Raw genomic sequence first — 17,941 nt, 5'->3', positions numbered from 1 at the left:
ATTTCGGAATACAAACCTTGGGTTTGTACGATTACGTTTTGCGTTCAGTTTTGAAGGTTCATTCTATCTGAATGAAACACTTCAAAACTTGTTCTTTGAAAACTGGATAAAACGACATTGAAATTGTAACAAACACATTTATTTTTTAAGTTTTTTATAGGCTTAATAACTTGGTTAAGTTATTAAGGGCGCACGGCGAATGCCTTGGCACTAGGAGCCGAAGAAGGACGGCACTAACACCGATATGCTTCGGGGAGCTGTAAGTGAGCTTTGATCCGGAGATTTCCGAATGGGGGAACCCACTACGTTTAATCGCGTAGTATCTTGACGTGAATACATAGCGTCTTGAAGGCAGACCCAGGGAACTGAAACATCTAAGTACCTGGAGGAAGAGAAAGAAAAATCGATTCCCTGAGTAGCGGCGAGCGAAACGGGAAGAGCCCAAACCAAGAGGCTTGCCTCTTGGGGTTGTAGGACACTCAATACGGAGTTACAAAAGAGCGAGTTAGATGAAGCGACTTGGAAAGGTCCGCCAGAGCAGGTAAAAGCCCTGTAGTCGAAAGTTCGTTCTCTCCTGAGTGGATCCTGAGTACGGCGGAACACGTGAAATTCCGTCGGAATCCGGGAGGACCATCTCCCAAGGCTAAATACTACCTAGTGACCGATAGTGAACCAGTACCGTGAGGGAAAGGTGAAAAGCACCCCGGAAGGGGAGTGAAAGAGATCCTGAAACCGTGTGCCTACAAGTAGTTAGAGCCCGTTAATGGGTGATAGCGTGCCTTTTGTAGAATGAACCGGCGAGTTACGATTACGTGCGAGGTTAAGCTTTAGAAGGCGGAGCCGCAGCGAAAGCGAGTCTGAATAGGGCGAAATAGTACGTGGTCGTAGACCCGAAACCAGGTGATCTACCCATGTCCAGGGTGAAGGTGAGGTAACACTTACTGGAGGCCCGAACCCACGCACGTTGAAAAGTGCGGGGATGAGGTGTGGGTAGCGGAGAAATTCCAATCGAACTTGGAGATAGCTGGTTCTCTCCGAAATAGCTTTAGGGCTAGCCTCGTGATGAGAATACTGGAGGTAGAGCACTGTTTGGACTAGGGGGCCATCCCGGTTTACCGAATTCAGACAAACTCCGAATGCCAGATATTTATACACGGGAGTCAGACTGCGAGTGATAAGATCCGTAGTCAAAAGGGAAACAGCCCAGACCACCAGCTAAGGTCCCAAAGTAATCGTTAAGTGGAAAAGGATGTGGCGTTGCACAGACAACCAGGATGTTGGCTTAGAAGCAGCCATCATTTAAAGAGTGCGTAATAGCTCACTGGTCGAGTGACGCTGCGCCGAAAATGTATCGGGGCTAAACGATTCACCGAAGCTGTGGATTGACATCTACGATGTCAGTGGTAGGAGAGCGTTCTAAGTGCGTTGAAGTCAGACCGGAAGGACTGGTGGAGCGCTTAGAAGTGAGAATGCCGGTATGAGTAGCGAAAGACGGGTGAGAATCCCGTCCACCGTATGACTAAGGTTTCCTGAGGAAGGCTCGTCCGCTCAGGGTTAGTCGGGACCTAAGCCGAGGCCGATAGGCGTAGGCGATGGACAACAGGTTGATATTCCTGTACCACCTCCTCACCGTTTGAGAAATGGGGGGACGCAGTAGGATAGGGTAAGCGCGCCGTTGGTTGTGCGCGTCCAAGCAGTAAGGCGTGTGTGTAGGCAAATCCGCACACTGTAACGTTGAGCTGTGATGGCGAGTCCGTATGGACGAAGTTCCTGATTTCACACTGCCAAGAAAAGCCTCTATCGAGGTGAGAGGTGCCCGTACCGCAAACCGACACAGGTAGTCGAGGAGAGAATCCTAAGGTGTGCGAGAGAACTCTCGTTAAGGAACTCGGCAAAATGACCCCGTAACTTCGGGAGAAGGGGTGCTCTTGAGCGTGCAAGCGCATGAGAGCCGCAGTGAATAGGCCCAGGCGACTGTTTAGCAAAAACACAGGTCTCTGCAAAACCGTAAGGTGACGTATAGGGGCTGACGCCTGCCCGGTGCTGGAAGGTTAAGAGGAGTGGTTAGCGCAAGCGAAGCTGCGAATTGAAGCCCCAGTAAACGGCGGCCGTAACTATAACGGTCCTAAGGTAGCGAAATTCCTTGTCGGGTAAGTTCCGACCCGCACGAAAGGCGTAACGATCTGGGCACTGTCTCAACGAGAGACTCGGTGAAATTATAGTACCTGTGAAGATGCAGGTTACCCGCGACAGGACGGAAAGACCCCGTGGAGCTTTACTGTAGCCTGATATTGAATTTTGGTACAACTTGTACAGGATAGGTAGGAGCCAGAGATCTCGGAGCGCCAGCTTCGAAGGAGGCGTCGGTGGGATACTACCCTGGTTGTATTGAAATTCTAACCCATGCCCCTTAGCGGGGCAGGAGACAGTGTCAGGCGGACAGTTTGACTGGGGCGGTCGCCTCCTAAAAGGTAACGGAGGCGCCCAAAGGTTCCCTCAGAATGGTTGGAAATCATTCGTAGAGTGTAAAGGCACAAGGGAGCTTGACTGCGAGACCTACAAGTCGAGCAGGGTCGAAAGACGGGCTTAGTGATCCGGTGGTTCCGCATGGAAGGGCCATCGCTCAACGGATAAAAGCTACCCCGGGGATAACAGGCTTATCTCCCCCAAGAGTCCACATCGACGGGGAGGTTTGGCACCTCGATGTCGGCTCATCGCATCCTGGGGCTGTAGTCGGTCCCAAGGGTTGGGCTGTTCGCCCATTAAAGCGGTACGCGAGCTGGGTTCAGAACGTCGTGAGACAGTTCGGTCCCTATCCGTCGTGGGCGTAGGAAATTTGAGAGGAGCTGTCCTTAGTACGAGAGGACCGGGATGGACACACCGCTGGTGTACCAGTTGTCTTGCCAAAGGCATCGCTGGGTAGCTATGTGTGGACGGGATAAGTGCTGAAAGCATCTAAGCATGAAGCCCCCCTCAAGATGAGATTTCCCATTACGCAAGTAAGTAAGATCCCTCAAAGACGATGAGGTAGATAGGTTCGAGGTGGAAGTGTGGTGACACATGGAGCTGACGAATACTAATCGATCGAGGACTTAACCAAAAAAGTTTGAAGCATTCAATGCACCGTTTATCCAGTTTTGAAAGAGCAAATCTTTCTAAAAAGAGAGCTTCTAGACACAGCAATACGCCGTGTATGGAAGGTCGACCATAGTCTAGTGATGATGGCAAAGAGGTCACACCCGTTCCCATACCGAACACGGAAGTTAAGTTCTTTAGCGCCGATGGTAGTTGGGGGCTTCCCCCTGTGAGAGTAGGACGTTGCTAGGCGCAAAAAGTCGCTGCTGATACACTCAGTAGTGGCTTTTTTTATTTGAGCCGACTATTTTTTATTCATAAATACATAAAAGAAGGTATCCTCAATGGATGCCTTCTTTTTTTAGATACTTAACTTAGTGTGTATGAACTGTAGTAGCTCGAAGTTCAATACGACGAATTTTCCCTGATGTCGTTTTTGGTAACTCATCAATAAAAACGATACTACGAGGGTATTTATAAGGGGCTGTTAACGCTTTAACATGCTCCTGTAGCTCCTTTGTTAACTCCTCTTCATTGCATTCTTTGAAACCTTCTCTTAAGATAACAAATGCCTTTACAATATGCCCCCTAATTTCATCTGGCGCAGCTACAACTGCACATTCTTGTACAGCTTCATGTTTGTTTAATGCATCTTCAACTTCAAATGGTCCGATCGTATAACCAGATGAAATAATAATGTCATCCCCACGACCTTCAAACCAGAAGTAACCGTCTTCATCACATTTTGCTTGATCACCTGTAATATACCAATCCCCACGAAATGCAGCTTGTGTGCGCTCTGGTTCTTTATAATATTCTTTAAATAAAGCTGGTGAAGATTTGTGAACAGCAATATCACCAACTTCGCCAACTGGTGCTTCATTCCCTTCATTGTCGATAATACGTACAATATTACCTGGAGTTGGAACACCCATAGAACCAGGACGTAATTCTGTGTTTTCGAGTGTACCAATTAATAATGTGTTTTCTGTTTGTCCATAGCCGTCACGTACTTTTAGTCCAAAATGATTCATAAATGTTTCGATAACTGGACGATTTAAAGGTTCACCTGCAGAAACGGCACTTCGTAGAGATGATAGATTGTAGTCTTGTAAATTATCGATTTTCGCCATAATCCGGTATTCTGTCGGTGTACAACATAGAACATTAACTTTTTCATCCTGCATTAATTGAAGATAGGTTTTTGCATCGAATCCACCATGATAGACAAAAGCAGTAGCGCCGAGCATGATTGTTGATAAAAAAGGACTCCATATCCACTTTTGCCAACCAGGAGCAGCTGTTGCCCACACGAGGTCCCCTTCACGTACACAAAGCCATTTTGAAGCTGCAGTTCTAATATGTGCATATCCCCAGCCATGTGAATGAACAACGCCTTTAGGTTTACCAGTTGTACCAGATGTATAAGAAAGGAATGCCATGTCATCACGTGTAGTAGCTACAGTTGTAAATGTAGCTGGCTGCTTGCTTGCTAATTCATCTAAAGAAGTCCAATCTCCTTTCGCAGCACCGATCACTAGTTTATTTTTCAATGCGTATACAGAAGAAGTTATTTGATCAACTTCACTAGTAAAAGCCTCATAAGCAATAACTGCACTAGCAGAAGAATGTTCCATCCGATATTCTAAATCGCTTGCACGTAGCATCTCTGAACATGAAATAGGTACGATACCAGCCTTTAAGCAACCTAGAAAAACGAAATAGGCTTCAGGAAGTCGAGGAATAATAACTAATACACGATCACCTTTTTGAAGCCCCTTCTCCGTAAAAGCGTTTGCGTACTGATTCATTTTTTGGTTAAGCTCGACATAAGAAACTGTACGTCTCTCTTGTTGTGTATTTAACCAACGTATTGCTTGTCGATCACTATCTTGCGAAAATTTTTCTAATTCCTCTGTGATGTTATAAAATTCAGGTGCAATTAAATCATTTGATACCATATTGAACATCCTCCCCCAGACAATTTGATAGAAAATTCATAAAACTATTTTTATTTTAACAATTACAATAATATACAGCAAGAATATTTAGTACGTTAAATAGAAATATTAGAATTAATAGAGAACTATTATGCTTTCAGACGAATATAGGAGCAGTCTTCGACAAAAAATATAAAAATTTTAACAAAATGTGTTGCATTATTTATAATGCTTGCTATAATAATAAATGTACTTAAGAGGTTGTCTAAAACAAAGTGAATAGCATTGTTCCGAAGTAGCTCAGTTGGTAGTAGCACCTGACTGTTAATCAGGTTGTCGCAGGTTCGAGTCCTGCCTTCGGAGCCATTTTTTTGTCCTTTTTTCATAGGCTATAATACATAAAATAATTTGTGAAAAAGCATTGCAATTATTAATTAAAAATGTTATTATAATTCTTGTCTTGTTTAAGACGTAATATTGGCCCCTTGGTCAAGTGGTTAAGACACCGCCCTTTCACGGCGGTAACACGGGTTCGAATCCCGTAGGGGTCACCATTTAAAACATAGGCTTTATAAAGAAAATAAACTGTGATATAACACCTGTTTATATGGAGGATTAGCTCAGCTGGGAGAGCATCTGCCTTACAAGCAGAGGGTCGGCGGTTCGAGCCCGTCATCCTCCACCATTCTTATTGTGTTATTTCGGAGGGGTAGCGAAGTGGCTAAACGCGGCGGACTGTAAATCCGCTCCTTAGGGTTCGGCGGTTCGAATCCGTCCCCCTCCACCAGTTTTATAAATGATTGGGGTATAGCCAAGCGGTAAGGCAACGGATTTTGATTCCGTCATGCCTAGGTTCGAATCCTAGTACCCCAGCCATTTTTTCTTTTATGAGCCATTAGCTCAGTTGGTAGAGCATCTGACTTTTAATCAGAGGGTCGAAGGTTCGAGTCCTTCATGGCTCACTTTTTTAGAATGAAAATTATTTAAAAGTGTTATATTAACTACAGATAACTAATCTCTTGCTGAAAACAGTAGGAGATTTTTTTATGTTATTTAAATATGAATAAATATGCAAGTTTTTGTCGAGTTGAGCCAAGTGGTATGTAGGCTTTACAATAATCTTATAACTTTTAGGGGGTATAAAAACATGAATAAACTTAATATTTCTATTATTGGAGTACCAACAGATTACGGACAAACACGCCGTGGTGTAGATATGGGACCAAGTGCTATTCGATATGCAGGTATTGTTGAACGTTTAGAGGCTATCGGACACGATGTTCAGGATCAAGGGGATATTCGTGTCAGTCAAAAGCTTGCTGACGGAGCTGTGGATGAAAAATTATTAAATTTAGAGGAAGTTGTAGATGTTAGTACTGCATTAGCAAATAGTGTGCATGAAGTAGTGGAACAAAAGAAATTCCCACTCGTATTTGGTGGAGACCATAGCATTGCTATTGGAACATTAGCTGGATTAGGTGAGCATTACAAAAATCTCGGTGTTATCTGGTATGACGCTCATGCAGATTTAAATACACCTGAAACAACACCTTCAGGCAATATACATGGGATGCCGTTAGCCGTTAGTATTGGGCTAGGACATGAACGTTTAGTGCAAATTCGCAACTATGCTCCAAAAATTAAGCCTGAAAACGTGATTATTATTGGAGCTCGTTCAGTAGACCCGGGAGAGCGTGAATTGATTCGTCAACAAGGAATTAAAGTATATACAATGCATGAAATTGACCGACTTGGCATGACACGTGTAATGGAAGATGCACTTGCTTATTTAAAGGAACGAAATGTTGATGGCTTACATTTATCACTTGATTTAGACGGATTAGATCCACTTTATACGCCAGGTGTGGGTACACCAGTTCCAGGCGGAATTACGTACCGAGAAAGCCATTTAGCAATGGAAATGTTACAAGAATCAGGCATGGTAACTTCAGCAGAGTTTGTAGAGGTAAATCCTATATTAGATGAAAAGAATACAACAGCAAATGTGGCTGTTGCATTAATGGGATCTTTATTTGGCGAAACACTAGTTTAAAGAAAATTTGACAAAAAATTGCCTGTTGCCACATTGCATAAAAATCTTTTGCTATAATTGAATTAAAACGAAACTTTTCTTATCGGTGCTTCGTATAGTATAAGACAGTTGTAAAGGTGGAGAAGTCAACACAATGGATGCGTTAGTAAATAAGAGAATAAAACAAGTGCTTAAAGGCGATCAAAACGCATTTGCCGATATTGTGAGTCTCTATCAGCACAAACTGTACCAAGTATGCTATCGAATGTTAGGCAACAAACAAGAGTCTGAAGACATTGCTCAAGAGGCTTTTGTGCGAGCTTATATGAACTTGCATACATTTGATCAGAAAAGAAAGTTTTCGACGTGGCTTTATCGCATAGCGACAAACCTCTGCATTGACCGTATTCGAAAAAAGAAACCGGATTATTATTTAGATGCAGAAGTAGCTGGTACAGAGGGGCTTGATATGTACTCGCAAATCGCAGCAGACGACCAGCTACCAGAGGAGCAGTTAGAACAAATGGAGCTGCAAGATCGCATTCAATATGAAATTGGACGATTGCCGGATAAATACCGTTCGGTTATAGTATTGAAATATATAGAAGAGTTATCGTTACAAGAGATTAGCGAGATTTTAGATATGCCGCTTGGAACGGTGAAAACGAGGATTCACCGCGGACGTGAGGCATTACGTAAGCAATTAAACAATCTGTAGGAGGGGGAGCGTCATGAATACTTGTCCAGAGCATATTATAGACTATATGCATGATTATTTAGACGGTGACATTAGTCGTGAGCATGAGCAAGAGTTGAAACAACACTTGCATACATGTAATGATTGTAAACAGTTGATGCAAGAATTGAGTGAAACAATCGCCTTTGTGAAGAGTGCTTCCCATATTACAGCGCCTCCGGGTTTTGAAGCAGCAGTTATGGCTCGTTTACCAAAACCAAAAAGTCGAGTAGGTATACAAAAATGGATTCGCCGGCATCCTTTCTTTGTGGCAGCAGCAGTATTTTGCCTATTCATGAGTGCTACATTATTGGGTAGCTTCATGGATGACCAGCATTTCTCAGTAACCAAACAACCTAATTTAGTTGTGGATGGTCAAACAGTGATTGTCCCTGAAGGAGAAGTGGTAAAAGGCGATATTGTTGTAAAAAATGGCGATTTGATTGTTGAAGGTGAAGTTGATGGCAACGTCACAGTAATCAACGGGCAATATATGGCATCTTCAGCGGTAGTTTCAGGGAGAATCGAAGAAATTGACGAAGTATTTGAATGGTTATGGTATACAATTAAAAATTCTGTTAAGACAGCCATGACATTTGAGGAAAAAGAAGAAACTAAATAACACTCTATACGTCCTAAAAAATAGTGCACGTGAGAGGCTGAAAGGTCTACTCTTCTGAGTAGACTTTTTATTTGAAAAAAGTTACATTTGATAAGAATGTGATATACTTGAATGTGTATGGATTCGTAATGAAAAGTGGGGGATGCCACGTGCAAATTATCGAACATTTCACGGATTTAACGCCTGTGAATATTGTTATTAACTTCATTGATGTACTGCTCGTTTGGTACGTTGTTTATAAAGTCTTAACCCTCATTAAAGGTACGAAGGCTGTCCAATTACTTAAGGGAATATTCGTCATTATTATTGCACGAATTGCAACAGACCTTTTAGGGTTACAAACACTTGGCTGGATGCTACAACAAGTTATTGAGTTTGGTTTCCTAGCGATTATTATTATTTTCCAACCTGAAATCAGACGCGGTTTAGAACAAATTGGACGAGGAAAGCTATTCCAACGCTCATCTAGTCAAGAGGAAGAAGAACAAACAAGACTTATTGAGGCAATGAAGAAGTCTGTAAGTTATATGGCTAAACGTCGAATAGGTGCGTTAATTTCTATTGAAAAAGAAACAGGCCTTAATGAATATATTGAAACGGGTATAGGGCTAAATGCTGAAATTTCATCAGAATTACTGATTAATATCTTTATACCAAATACCCCGCTACATGATGGGGCTGTTATTATGCAAAAAGATAAAGTGACGGCAGCGGCTTGTTATTTACCTTTATCTGAAAGCCCATTTATTTCAAAAGAGTTAGGGACACGCCACCGTGCTGCTCTTGGCTTAAGTGAAGTTACAGATGCTATTACAATTGTTGTTTCAGAAGAAACAGGCGCAATTAGTATAACATTAAATGGTAATCTCCATCGAAATCTTTCTCTAGAGGAGTTCGAAACATTATTACGAAAAATGTGGTTCGGATCAGTTCAAGAATCAAATGCATCCTCTAAGTTGACTTGGAGGGGGAAAAAGAATGGATAAAATGATGGATAGCCCTTGGGTACTTAGAATCATCGCGCTATTTTTAGCGTTTTTGCTTTTTTTCTCAGTGCGTACCGAGTTGTCACCTTTAAATAAGGCTACCTCAAATGAACAAACGGATGTTATTCGTGATGTTCCAGTGGATGTTTATTACGATAATGAGAATCTTATTGTGACAGGTTTACCTGAAACTGTGGATGTAACGATAGAAGGTCCGATGGCATTGGTTTTAAAAGCAAAGGGAGCTAAGGATTTTTCAATATTCGCGGATTTGAGCAATTTATTGCTGGGAGAGCATGATGTAAAACTGCAATACGAAAATATTTCAGAGAAGTTAAAGGTGACATTAGACCCTGAAACTGTTCATGTGAATATTGAGGAAAAGGTCACACAGGAGTTCCGAGTGGACCCTGAAATGAACAAACGTTTAATCGAAGAAGGTTTTATCTTAAAAGAAATGACGGCCAACCCGCCAACTGTTTATGTAACAGGTGCAAAAAGTGCTATTGAAAGCATTAGTTATGTAAAAGCAACTGTTACAGGTGAGCAAGGCTTGAAGCAATCATTCACACAGGAAGCAGCTGTAAAAGTATTAGATAGAGATTTAAATAAGTTAGATGTAACTATTGAACCTGAAATTGTGAAAGTTCAAGTAGATATAGCGGAGTATAGTCGAGAGATCCCAGTTGTCCTTAAGGAAACAGGGCAAGCTGCCGAAGACATTACCATTAACTCATTAACATTTACACCGAAAATGATCAAAGTGTATGGTAGAAAATCAATTATTGACAGTTTAACATCCATTCCAATAACAGTTGACCTGTCAAAAATTACTGAGTCCAAAACTTATGAATTTGATGTAAAATTACCAGATGGTGTGACAAAAATATCTGACAAGAAAATAAAAGTGAAGGCAGATATTACAAAGGTTGAACAAGAAGAACAGCAGAAAACACCAGCTTCTACAGAGGAAACGCCACCTCCAACTGAAGAACCTGATGTGACAGATGAGAGTACTACAACTGATAAAAATACGTCAACTGAGGAATCGGAAGATATTGATTCTTAAACAATATGTGACTATAATTTTATTTTGATTCTAAATCAAAAATCCAATCAGGTTTGTAATTCAGGTTCCATCAAACAAACTGGCAGAGTGGAATATTAATAATTACCAATGAATGAACAAAAGCAGACTTTTCCAAAAGTAAGCGGACAAGTGTCTAATGTTTGATAGAAACTCACTAGGCACTGTCTTGCATTGAAGGAGAGAATAAGTAGAATGGGTAAATATTTTGGAACAGATGGCGTCCGTGGCGTCGCGAATAGTGAATTAACACCAGAATTTGCATTTAAACTTGGTCGTATAGGTGGCTATGTTTTAACAAAAGATGCAACTGACCGTCCAAAGGTTTTAATTGGTCGTGACACACGTATTTCAGGTGAGATGCTTGAAGGTGCACTTGTGGCTGGTCTTTTATCAATTGGGGTAGAGGTAATGCGTCTTGGTATTATTTCAACACCAGGTGTGGCATACCTTACTCGAATTATGAGCGCAGATGCAGGCGTCATGATTTCAGCTTCACATAACCCAGTTGCAGATAACGGTATTAAATTCTTCGGTCCTGATGGCTTTAAGCTAACAGATGCACAGGAAGCGGAAATTGAAGAGTTAATTGATGCGCAAGAGGATACATTACCACGTCCTATAGGAGCAGATTTAGGATCTGTAAGTGACTATTTCGAAGGTGGTCAAAAATATATTCAATACTTAAAGCAAACAGTGGATGAAGAATTTGATGGTATCCATGTAGCGCTTGATTGTGCACATGGTGCAACTTCATCTTTAGCTACACATTTATTTGCTGATTTAGAAGCTGACATTTCTACAATGGGTGCTTCTCCAACTGGCTTAAATATCAATGATGGTGTAGGCTCAACACATCCAGAAGGACTAGCTAAATTTGTTACTGAAAAAGGTGCAGATGTTGGTTTAGCTTTTGATGGTGATGGAGACCGTTTAATTGCTGTAGATGAAAACGGAAAAATTGTTGACGGTGACCAAATTATGTTTATCATTGGTAAGCATTTAAATGCGGTAGGGCGTTTGAAGAAGCAAACAATTGTTTCAACAGTAATGAGCAATATGGGCTTCTATAAAGCTGTGGCTGACAATGGTATGCAAAGTGTACAAACAGCTGTAGGTGATCGTTATGTTGTGGAAGAAATGCGTGCGAATGAATACAATTTAGGTGGCGAGCAATCAGGGCATATCGTCTTTCTAGATTTTAATACAACAGGTGATGGCTTACTGACAGGAATTCAGCTTGTCAACATTATGAAGGCGACGGGTAAAAAGCTTTCAGAACTAGCAGCTGAAATGAAAATCTATCCTCAGCGTCTTGTCAATGTGCGTGTAACAGATAAGCATGCTGTGACCGATAATGCAAAAGTAGCTACAGTAATTGCAGAGGTAGAAGCTGAAATGGCTGGAAATGGTCGTGTTTTAGTACGTCCTTCAGGTACAGAGCCATTAGTACGTGTCATGGTGGAAGCAGCAACAGAAACGGATTGCGAGCGTTTTGTCGAGCGTATTGCAGATGTTGTACGTGTAGAAATGGGCCTAACAGAATAAGAAATATAGTGTAAACCCGATTTCCGTAAACAGGAAATCGGGTTTACTTATTTGAAAGGAATGTTTTAAATAAGCGAGATGGGGAACAGTAATTAGGAGTCACAATAACAAGGAGTGTTTAATTGATATGGCTAAAATTGCTACAGTTATAACAGATATGTTTGAGGACATTGAGTTTACAAGCCCTAAAGAAGCTTTGGAAGCAGCTGGGCATCAGCTAGTAACAATTGATACCGAAGCGGGCAAGGAAGTTAAGGGTAAGCATGGAGAGTCAGTGAAAATTGATAAAGGCATTGATGATGTAAAAGCTACAGATTACGATGCATTATTTATTCCTGGTGGTTTTTCTCCTGATATATTACGTGCAGATGATCGTATAGTAGCATTTGCAAAGACCTTTATGGATGAAATGAAGCCTACCTTTGCCATTTGTCATGGACCACAACTTCTCATTACTGCAAAGACATTAAATGGTCGTGACGCCACAGGCTATAAATCCATTCAAGTGGATTTAGAAAATGCAGGGGCAATCTTCCATGATGAAGAAGTATTTGTCTGTCAAAAACAGCTTGTAACAAGTAGAACGCCAGATGATCTTCCTGCATTTAATAGAGAAATCGTTAAATTATTAGACAGTAAATAAAGGATAGGCACAAGCATTTTAGATGCTTGTGCCTATTTTGTATTAAAATGCTTATCAAAGTGCTTATGTATCGCTTTGTCTACATATTTGTCACGAAAAACCTTTAGGACTAGGTGTTTTTTATAACGAAAATTTGACGGATAGCATATGATTGAGTATGATGGAGAAGTTGAAGATGAGGTCCGACCTTATTCTTTAACGAGCGCCTAAGGAGGGAAGAAAGCGCAAAATCGGAAAACAATTATAGCGCCTGAGCTGAAGAAATCGGACGAAAAGATCTTCAGCAGACGAGGTGGAGGTTTATCGAAAATTCGGCGGATGCCTCCCAATCGACATACCCGATTGTCATTTTCCATTTTGAAAGCATTTGAGTGATTGAATGTACAGAAAATGGAGAAGGTATTGTAAAAGCAATAGATAAATAGATGAAGCTTCACATATCGAAGATCTCTATTCAGTTGGCTGAGTAGCGTGAGTAGCTTGTGTGTATTGGAGTGCTTTATTTTTATAAAAATAAAGCATCGCTTGTACATTCAAAAAAATTCGATAGGATGAGGCCTAGTTTGTCATTGCATTAAATTGACATTATCGGAGGACGAGAATTATGTGTGGAATTGTAGGATATATCGGTGAATCAGATGCAAAGGAAATTTTATTAAAAGGCTTAGAAAAGCTAGAGTACCGTGGTTATGATTCAGCAGGTATTGCAGTACGTAACGAGGAAGGCGTAACGGTTTTCAAAGAAAAAGGGCGTATTGCAGATTTACGAGAAGCGGTAGATGAAGATGTTGCTGCGAAAATTGGTATTGGTCATACTCGATGGGCAACACATGGTGTGCCAAATCGTTTAAATGCTCACCCACATCAAAGTGCATCAGGACGCTTTACACTTGTGCATAATGGGGTTATCGAAAACTATCACTTATTGCAAAAAACATATTTAAAAGGCATTCCAATGAAATCTGATACAGATACAGAGGTTATTGTGCAATTAGTAGAGTTATTTGTGAAAGATGGTCTAAGCACTGCAGACGCTTTCCGTAAAACATTATCTCTATTACATGGCTCCTATGCACTGGCACTATTAGATGCAGAGGCAGCAGATACAATCTTTGTAGCAAAAAATAAGTCACCACTTCTAGTTGGAATTGGTGAAGGCTTCAATGTTGTTGCGTCAGATGCAATGGCGATGCTACAGGTAACAGATCAATACGTAGAGCTTCACGATAAAGAGGTAGTTATCGTACACAAAGCAAGTGTGGAAATTACAAAATTAGATGGTACTGTAGTAGAGCGTGCACCCTATACGGCTGAGCTTGATATGAGTGATATTGAAAAAGGCACATATCCACACTATATGTTAAAAGAAATGGATGAGCAGCCTACAGTTATTCGTAAAATCATTCAAGCATATGAAGGTGACAATGGTGATTTAACGATTGATGCGGAGATTTTAGAAGCATTACGAGCAGCAGATCGTTTATATATTATTGCAGCGGGCACAAGCTATCATGCGGGACTTATTGGTAAACAATATTTCGAAAAAATGGCTGGTATCCCTGTAGAAGTGCATATTTCTAGTGAATTTGGCTATAACATGCCATTACTTTCAGAAAGACCATTATTTATCTTCATTACACAATCAGGTGAAACAGCAGATAGCCGTCAAGTACTTGTAAAAATTAAAGAGCTGGGCTATCCAACATTAACGATTACAAATGTACCTGGCTCTACGTTATCACGTGAAGCTGACCATACCTTGTTATTACATGCAGGTCCAGAAATTGCTGTAGCTTCTACAAAGGCTTATGTGGCACAAGTAGCAGTACTTGCATTAGCAGCCTATGTGACAGCAAAGGCAAATGGCAAAGGCTTAGAATTTGATTTAAAACAAGAGCTTGCGATTGCCGCTAATGGCATCCAAACAATTATTGATTCAAAAGATGTGCTAGAAGACATTGCAGAAGATTACTTGAAAATTGCACGCAACGCATTCTTCATTGGCCGTAATATGGACTTCTATGTCAGCCTTGAAGGTGCCTTAAAACTAAAAGAAATTTCGTACATCCAAGCAGAAGGCTTTGCTGGTGGAGAACTGAAGCACGGAACAATTGCCTTAATCGAAGAAGGTACACCTGTGTTTGCGCTTGTCACACAAGCATCAGTAGGATTAAACATCCGTGGTAATGTCAAAGAAGTAGCGGCTCGTGGTGCATATCCATGTATTATCGCGATGGCTGGCATTGATGAAGATGGCGACCGTTTAGTCATTCCACATGTTCATGAATTACTAACACCGCTTGTATCAGTAGTACCTTTACAATTAATTAGCTACTATGCTGCACTTCACCGACGCTGTGATGTAGATAAACCACGTAACTTAGCTAAATCGGTAACTGTTGAGTAAGAACAAAAATTAGATTTAATTGTGAGTTATAACTAATACTGTCATAATATATAATTGTGTTTGTCATAAATAATATATTATGTTGTGACATCTAAATTAAGCCTTGATACAGTGGAAATATTGCTGTATCAGGGTTTTTGCTTTTTCTAAAAATGTATTTATATCTATAGATTGATTAACATATATAATTGAATACTGCAGTAGGCATTATAATTAATATTGTCAGTTGTAGATTTGAAATAAAGTTGTAATGTTTATAAAAAAGATTTGATATTTAAGTTATATCCGGTATGTCTGACTTGTGTATGCAAAATTGACAATCATTTTAAAAGTGGTCTTAGGCAATTAAAAAATTCATGAGTACCTATACTAATTTTTATAGATAGCTGGGAGGCGAAAATGAAAAAAGGGAAGTTACCAAGAGGAGCATGCTGGTTTAGATGTTGAATTAATTGGTATAAAACCATTTAACAGAAGATTCCTTTATTCATTCGGAACAAGGATTCCATTATACCAATCCACAATTCCAGAAACTTGTGAAGAAAATGGGATTAGGGCAATCCATGTCAAGCGCAGGAAACTGTTTGGACAATGCGCCACAAGAATCATTTTTGAGCATTTTAAAGACGAAATAAATATCCATAAATGTTAAACATTAGAAGTAGCAAGAAATTAAGCGTTATATTTGAGAGCAATGGCATTTGAAAAAGCTGCCACCTGCAAAGTACAGACAGTAGCTTCAACAAGTTGCCTAGCTTTTTTAAAAATGTCCTTTACAATGGGGATAGTTTAGATTTCATTCACTTATCCCCATACTGTCAAACTGGTATGTGTATCATTTTCATTAGTGATATATTTAATATTAGTGTAATGAAAATTTGTTGCACGTTCGAAAAGTTTATGAATAGTTGACTCATCTTTTGAAAAAATTGATACATAGCATGAGTCTATAATTAGAAGTGCAAGTTCACAAGTGCTTTTTAAAAAATCTTCATAACTTTTAATTTCCACTACCTCTTCCATATTTGGAAAAGCTTTTAGGTCAGTAAATACTAAATAATATTCATCAGTTGATATATATTCTAAGAATGATTGACCATTTAAAATAACACTGGGGGGAAATAATTCTGAACCTAGTGTTCCTTTTTCTTTTTTGTAAGACTCTCCAGGACCTACTGACCAATACCAAGAAGGATTAATTATATTTGATAAAATATCAGATAAAAACTTGCCATATTCATTTTTAATCTCGAAGGTTATACCTCGCATTTTAACACCCTTTCTAAAATTGTTTAGTAGCTATAATAAATTTTAGTATAAAATTCCATAAATTACAAAAATTAATGTAGTATACGTCAGCGACCAAGGAAGGGTATCTCCAATATAAATCGAATCCTTTAATTTGTGTTAAGTGTCCGAGTCTTTCACAATTTGATATTCCATTCAAGGTAGGGTATAGAAGTAGAGGATTAGAGACCGAAATCCAAGAAATGCTGTTAAACTAACATTTCTTGGTTTTTTTACTTTTAATATTGTTAATACAATTACAGGTCTTCAGCAATAGGAAGCTATTGTTGAGCAACATTGCTGGTAAATAATCAAACTTTTTTATAAAATCTCATACTTATCTAAAAAGAGTAACTCCATTTTGATCAAACTTTTTTCAAAATGGAGTTTTTGAAGTTGATATTAGATAAGGGTTGAGGGATATTTTTTAATCAATCTTTATTCCAAACCAACATATGTTGGTGATTTTAAATAAAGTCATACCGTTTGTAACAAAATTACACCATTTTACCCCTTTGGATACTATTAATCTAAAGGGGTGTTTTTATCCATAACGAAACACCCCTTGAAACCGAATAGGAGAGCAACATTTCAAATAATGTTCCTTGATATAATTCTCTATGTAATCTAACTATGTTTGAACAAGGAGATGGAAGCATGGGTAAGTTAACAGGCAAAATCGCTTTAGTTACAGGATCAAGTCGAGGAATTGGCCGCAGTATTGCTTTGCGTCTGGCACAAGAGGGAGCCTTTGTCGTCGTTCATTATGGGAAAAGACGTACTGAGGCAGAAGCAGTTGTTCACCAGATCGTACAAAGCGGAGGAAATGCTTTGGCGATTGGTGCTGACCTTAGTACTTTAGATGGTATTCAAGATTTATTTACTACCTTGGATGCTACTATTCCGGAATATACGGGCGGTGGCGGATTCGATATTCTTGTCAACAATGCTGGAATTGGTCAAGTTATTAGTTTAGAAGAGACCACGGAAGAATCATTCGACGAGGTAATGAAGATGAATATTAAAGCACCACTTTTTGTTACTCAGCAAGCTTTACCACGTTTAAAAGATGGGGGGCGAATTATTAATATTTCATCTTTTGTGACACGTGTAGCTTCACCAAGTGTCTTCACGTACAGTATGTCCAAAGGTGCAATCGACACATTTACGCGTATTCTAGCCAAACAATTAGGGAGCCGGAATATTACGGTAAACGCCATCCAGCCTGGAATTATTAATACAGAGATGAATGCTGAGACTTTGAAAAACCTTGATGGACAAAAATATGCAGCTGGTCTTTCAATTTTCAACAGATGGGGAGAGCCCGAAGATGTGGCAGATATTGTCGCCTTTCTTGCTTCCTCAGACAGTCGTTGGGTAACTGGTCAATTGCTAGATGCAAGTGGAGGATCTCATTTATAGAACATTAATTATCAAGCTTTGTATGGCATGGTCTTCCCCAATCAGGCACTATTGTTGTATAGGCTGTTCTGTTCTAATTGAATTCACGGAGCGGTGGATTATTAAGTTAATTAAGAACAAAGTAAAAGCGGCTCTCCACAGATATGATGTGGGAGG

At 40.0% G+C, this 17,941-nt stretch carries 11 protein-coding genes, 6 tRNA genes, 2 rRNA genes and 1 pseudogene; 18 read left to right on the top strand and 2 right to left on the bottom strand.

The window, feature by feature from the left end; all coding sequences use genetic code 11:
* Nucleotides 1-172 precede the first annotated feature (172 nt).
* Nucleotides 173-3,100, top strand: a 23S ribosomal RNA gene (locus tag PSR12_RS22740).
* Between the two features lie 111 nt (nt 3,101-3,211).
* A 5S ribosomal RNA gene (rrf, locus tag PSR12_RS22735) occupies nt 3,212-3,327 on the top strand.
* 122 nt (nt 3,328-3,449) lie between these two features.
* Here the strand turns inward: rrf and mbcS are convergent.
* Nucleotides 3,450-5,036, bottom strand: coding sequence for an acyl-CoA synthetase MbcS (gene mbcS / locus PSR12_RS22730; RefSeq protein WP_274770633.1), 1,587 nt, complete (start codon nt 5,034-5,036; stop codon nt 3,450-3,452).
* Between the two features lie 268 nt (nt 5,037-5,304).
* Here mbcS and PSR12_RS22725 point away from each other — a divergent pair.
* The 15 genes and pseudogenes from PSR12_RS22725 to PSR12_RS22655 all read left to right on the top strand — a co-directional run.
* Nucleotides 5,305-5,381, top strand: a tRNA-Asn gene (locus tag PSR12_RS22725).
* A 113-nt stretch (nt 5,382-5,494) separates the two neighbouring features.
* Nucleotides 5,495-5,569, top strand: a tRNA-Glu gene (locus tag PSR12_RS22720).
* A 55-nt stretch (nt 5,570-5,624) separates the two neighbouring features.
* Nucleotides 5,625-5,700 (top strand) — tRNA-Val (locus tag PSR12_RS22715).
* Nucleotides 5,701-5,718: 18 nt separating this feature from the next.
* Nucleotides 5,719-5,802 (top strand) — tRNA-Tyr (locus PSR12_RS22710).
* A 14-nt stretch (nt 5,803-5,816) separates the two neighbouring features.
* Nucleotides 5,817-5,891, top strand: a tRNA-Gln gene (locus PSR12_RS22705).
* Nucleotides 5,892-5,904: 13 nt separating this feature from the next.
* Nucleotides 5,905-5,977 (top strand) — tRNA-Lys (locus PSR12_RS22700).
* 185 nt (nt 5,978-6,162) lie between these two features.
* Entirely contained in the window at nt 6,163-7,068 is a 906-nt protein-coding gene (rocF, locus tag PSR12_RS22695; protein ID WP_004225412.1) for an arginase, read from the top strand.
* A gap of 133 nt (nt 7,069-7,201) precedes the next feature.
* Nucleotides 7,202-7,765, top strand: a complete 564-nt coding sequence (gene sigW / locus PSR12_RS22690) for an RNA polymerase sigma factor SigW (protein WP_004225410.1) — start codon at nt 7,202-7,204, stop codon at nt 7,763-7,765.
* A gap of 13 nt (nt 7,766-7,778) precedes the next feature.
* On the top strand, nt 7,779-8,405 hold the full coding sequence (locus PSR12_RS22685; protein WP_004225400.1) for an anti-sigma factor family protein: 627 nt from the start codon (nt 7,779-7,781) through the stop codon (nt 8,403-8,405).
* 149 nt (nt 8,406-8,554) lie between these two features.
* Entirely contained in the window at nt 8,555-9,391 is an 837-nt protein-coding gene (gene cdaA, locus PSR12_RS22680; RefSeq protein WP_009370548.1) for a diadenylate cyclase CdaA, read from the top strand.
* Nucleotides 9,384-10,460: a CdaR family protein gene (locus PSR12_RS22675; RefSeq protein ID WP_274770628.1), complete on the top strand. Its 1,077-nt coding sequence runs from the start codon at nt 9,384-9,386 to the stop codon at nt 10,458-10,460. The genes cdaA and PSR12_RS22675 overlap by 8 nt, the downstream gene beginning before the upstream one ends.
* Nucleotides 10,461-10,673: 213 nt before the next feature.
* Complete coding sequence (gene glmM, locus PSR12_RS22670) at nt 10,674-12,026, top strand: phosphoglucosamine mutase (RefSeq protein WP_257520801.1); 1,353 nt, start codon at nt 10,674-10,676, stop codon at nt 12,024-12,026.
* 127 nt (nt 12,027-12,153) lie between these two features.
* On the top strand, nt 12,154-12,669 hold the full coding sequence (locus PSR12_RS22665) for a type 1 glutamine amidotransferase domain-containing protein (RefSeq protein WP_274770625.1): 516 nt from the start codon (nt 12,154-12,156) through the stop codon (nt 12,667-12,669).
* A gap of 604 nt (nt 12,670-13,273) precedes the next feature.
* Complete coding sequence (gene glmS, locus PSR12_RS22660) at nt 13,274-15,076, top strand: glutamine--fructose-6-phosphate transaminase (isomerizing) (RefSeq protein ID WP_054549731.1); 1,803 nt, start codon at nt 13,274-13,276, stop codon at nt 15,074-15,076.
* A gap of 473 nt (nt 15,077-15,549) precedes the next feature.
* Nucleotides 15,550-15,725 (top strand): annotated as a pseudogene (locus PSR12_RS22655) (IS3 family transposase); the annotation flags it as partial.
* 155 nt (nt 15,726-15,880) lie between these two features.
* On the opposite strand, the gene PSR12_RS22650 reads toward PSR12_RS22655, so the two are convergent.
* On the bottom strand, nt 15,881-16,345 hold the full coding sequence (locus PSR12_RS22650; RefSeq protein WP_257520800.1) for a DUF2691 family protein: 465 nt from the start codon (nt 16,343-16,345) through the stop codon (nt 15,881-15,883).
* A gap of 675 nt (nt 16,346-17,020) precedes the next feature.
* On the opposite strand from PSR12_RS22650, the gene PSR12_RS22645 reads away from it, so the two are divergent.
* Entirely contained in the window at nt 17,021-17,785 is a 765-nt protein-coding gene (locus PSR12_RS22645; protein ID WP_221681792.1) for an SDR family oxidoreductase, read from the top strand.
* Nucleotides 17,786-17,941 lie beyond the last annotated feature (156 nt).

It is taken from the genome of Lysinibacillus sp. G01H (genome assembly GCF_028872195.1).
In the GTDB taxonomy this organism is placed as follows: domain Bacteria; phylum Bacillota; class Bacilli; order Bacillales_A; family Planococcaceae; genus Lysinibacillus; species Lysinibacillus capsici.
This window is presented reverse-complemented; position numbering and strand designations above follow the sequence as displayed.

Coding starts and splice junctions, on each gene's coding strand:
- mbcS (WP_274770633.1), bottom strand. CDS start 5,036: ATGGTATCAAATGATTTAATTGCACCTGAATTTTATAACATCACAGAG.
- PSR12_RS22675 (WP_274770628.1), top strand. CDS start 9,384: ATGGATAAAATGATGGATAGCCCTTGGGTACTTAGAATCATCGCGCTA.
- rocF (WP_004225412.1), top strand. CDS start 6,163: ATGAATAAACTTAATATTTCTATTATTGGAGTACCAACAGATTACGGA.
- glmS (WP_054549731.1), top strand. CDS start 13,274: ATGTGTGGAATTGTAGGATATATCGGTGAATCAGATGCAAAGGAAATT.
- PSR12_RS22645 (WP_221681792.1), top strand. CDS start 17,021: ATGGGTAAGTTAACAGGCAAAATCGCTTTAGTTACAGGATCAAGTCGA.
- PSR12_RS22685 (WP_004225400.1), top strand. CDS start 7,779: ATGAATACTTGTCCAGAGCATATTATAGACTATATGCATGATTATTTA.
- sigW (WP_004225410.1), top strand. CDS start 7,202: ATGGATGCGTTAGTAAATAAGAGAATAAAACAAGTGCTTAAAGGCGAT.
- glmM (WP_257520801.1), top strand. CDS start 10,674: ATGGGTAAATATTTTGGAACAGATGGCGTCCGTGGCGTCGCGAATAGT.
- PSR12_RS22665 (WP_274770625.1), top strand. CDS start 12,154: ATGGCTAAAATTGCTACAGTTATAACAGATATGTTTGAGGACATTGAG.
- PSR12_RS22650 (WP_257520800.1), bottom strand. CDS start 16,345: ATGCGAGGTATAACCTTCGAGATTAAAAATGAATATGGCAAGTTTTTA.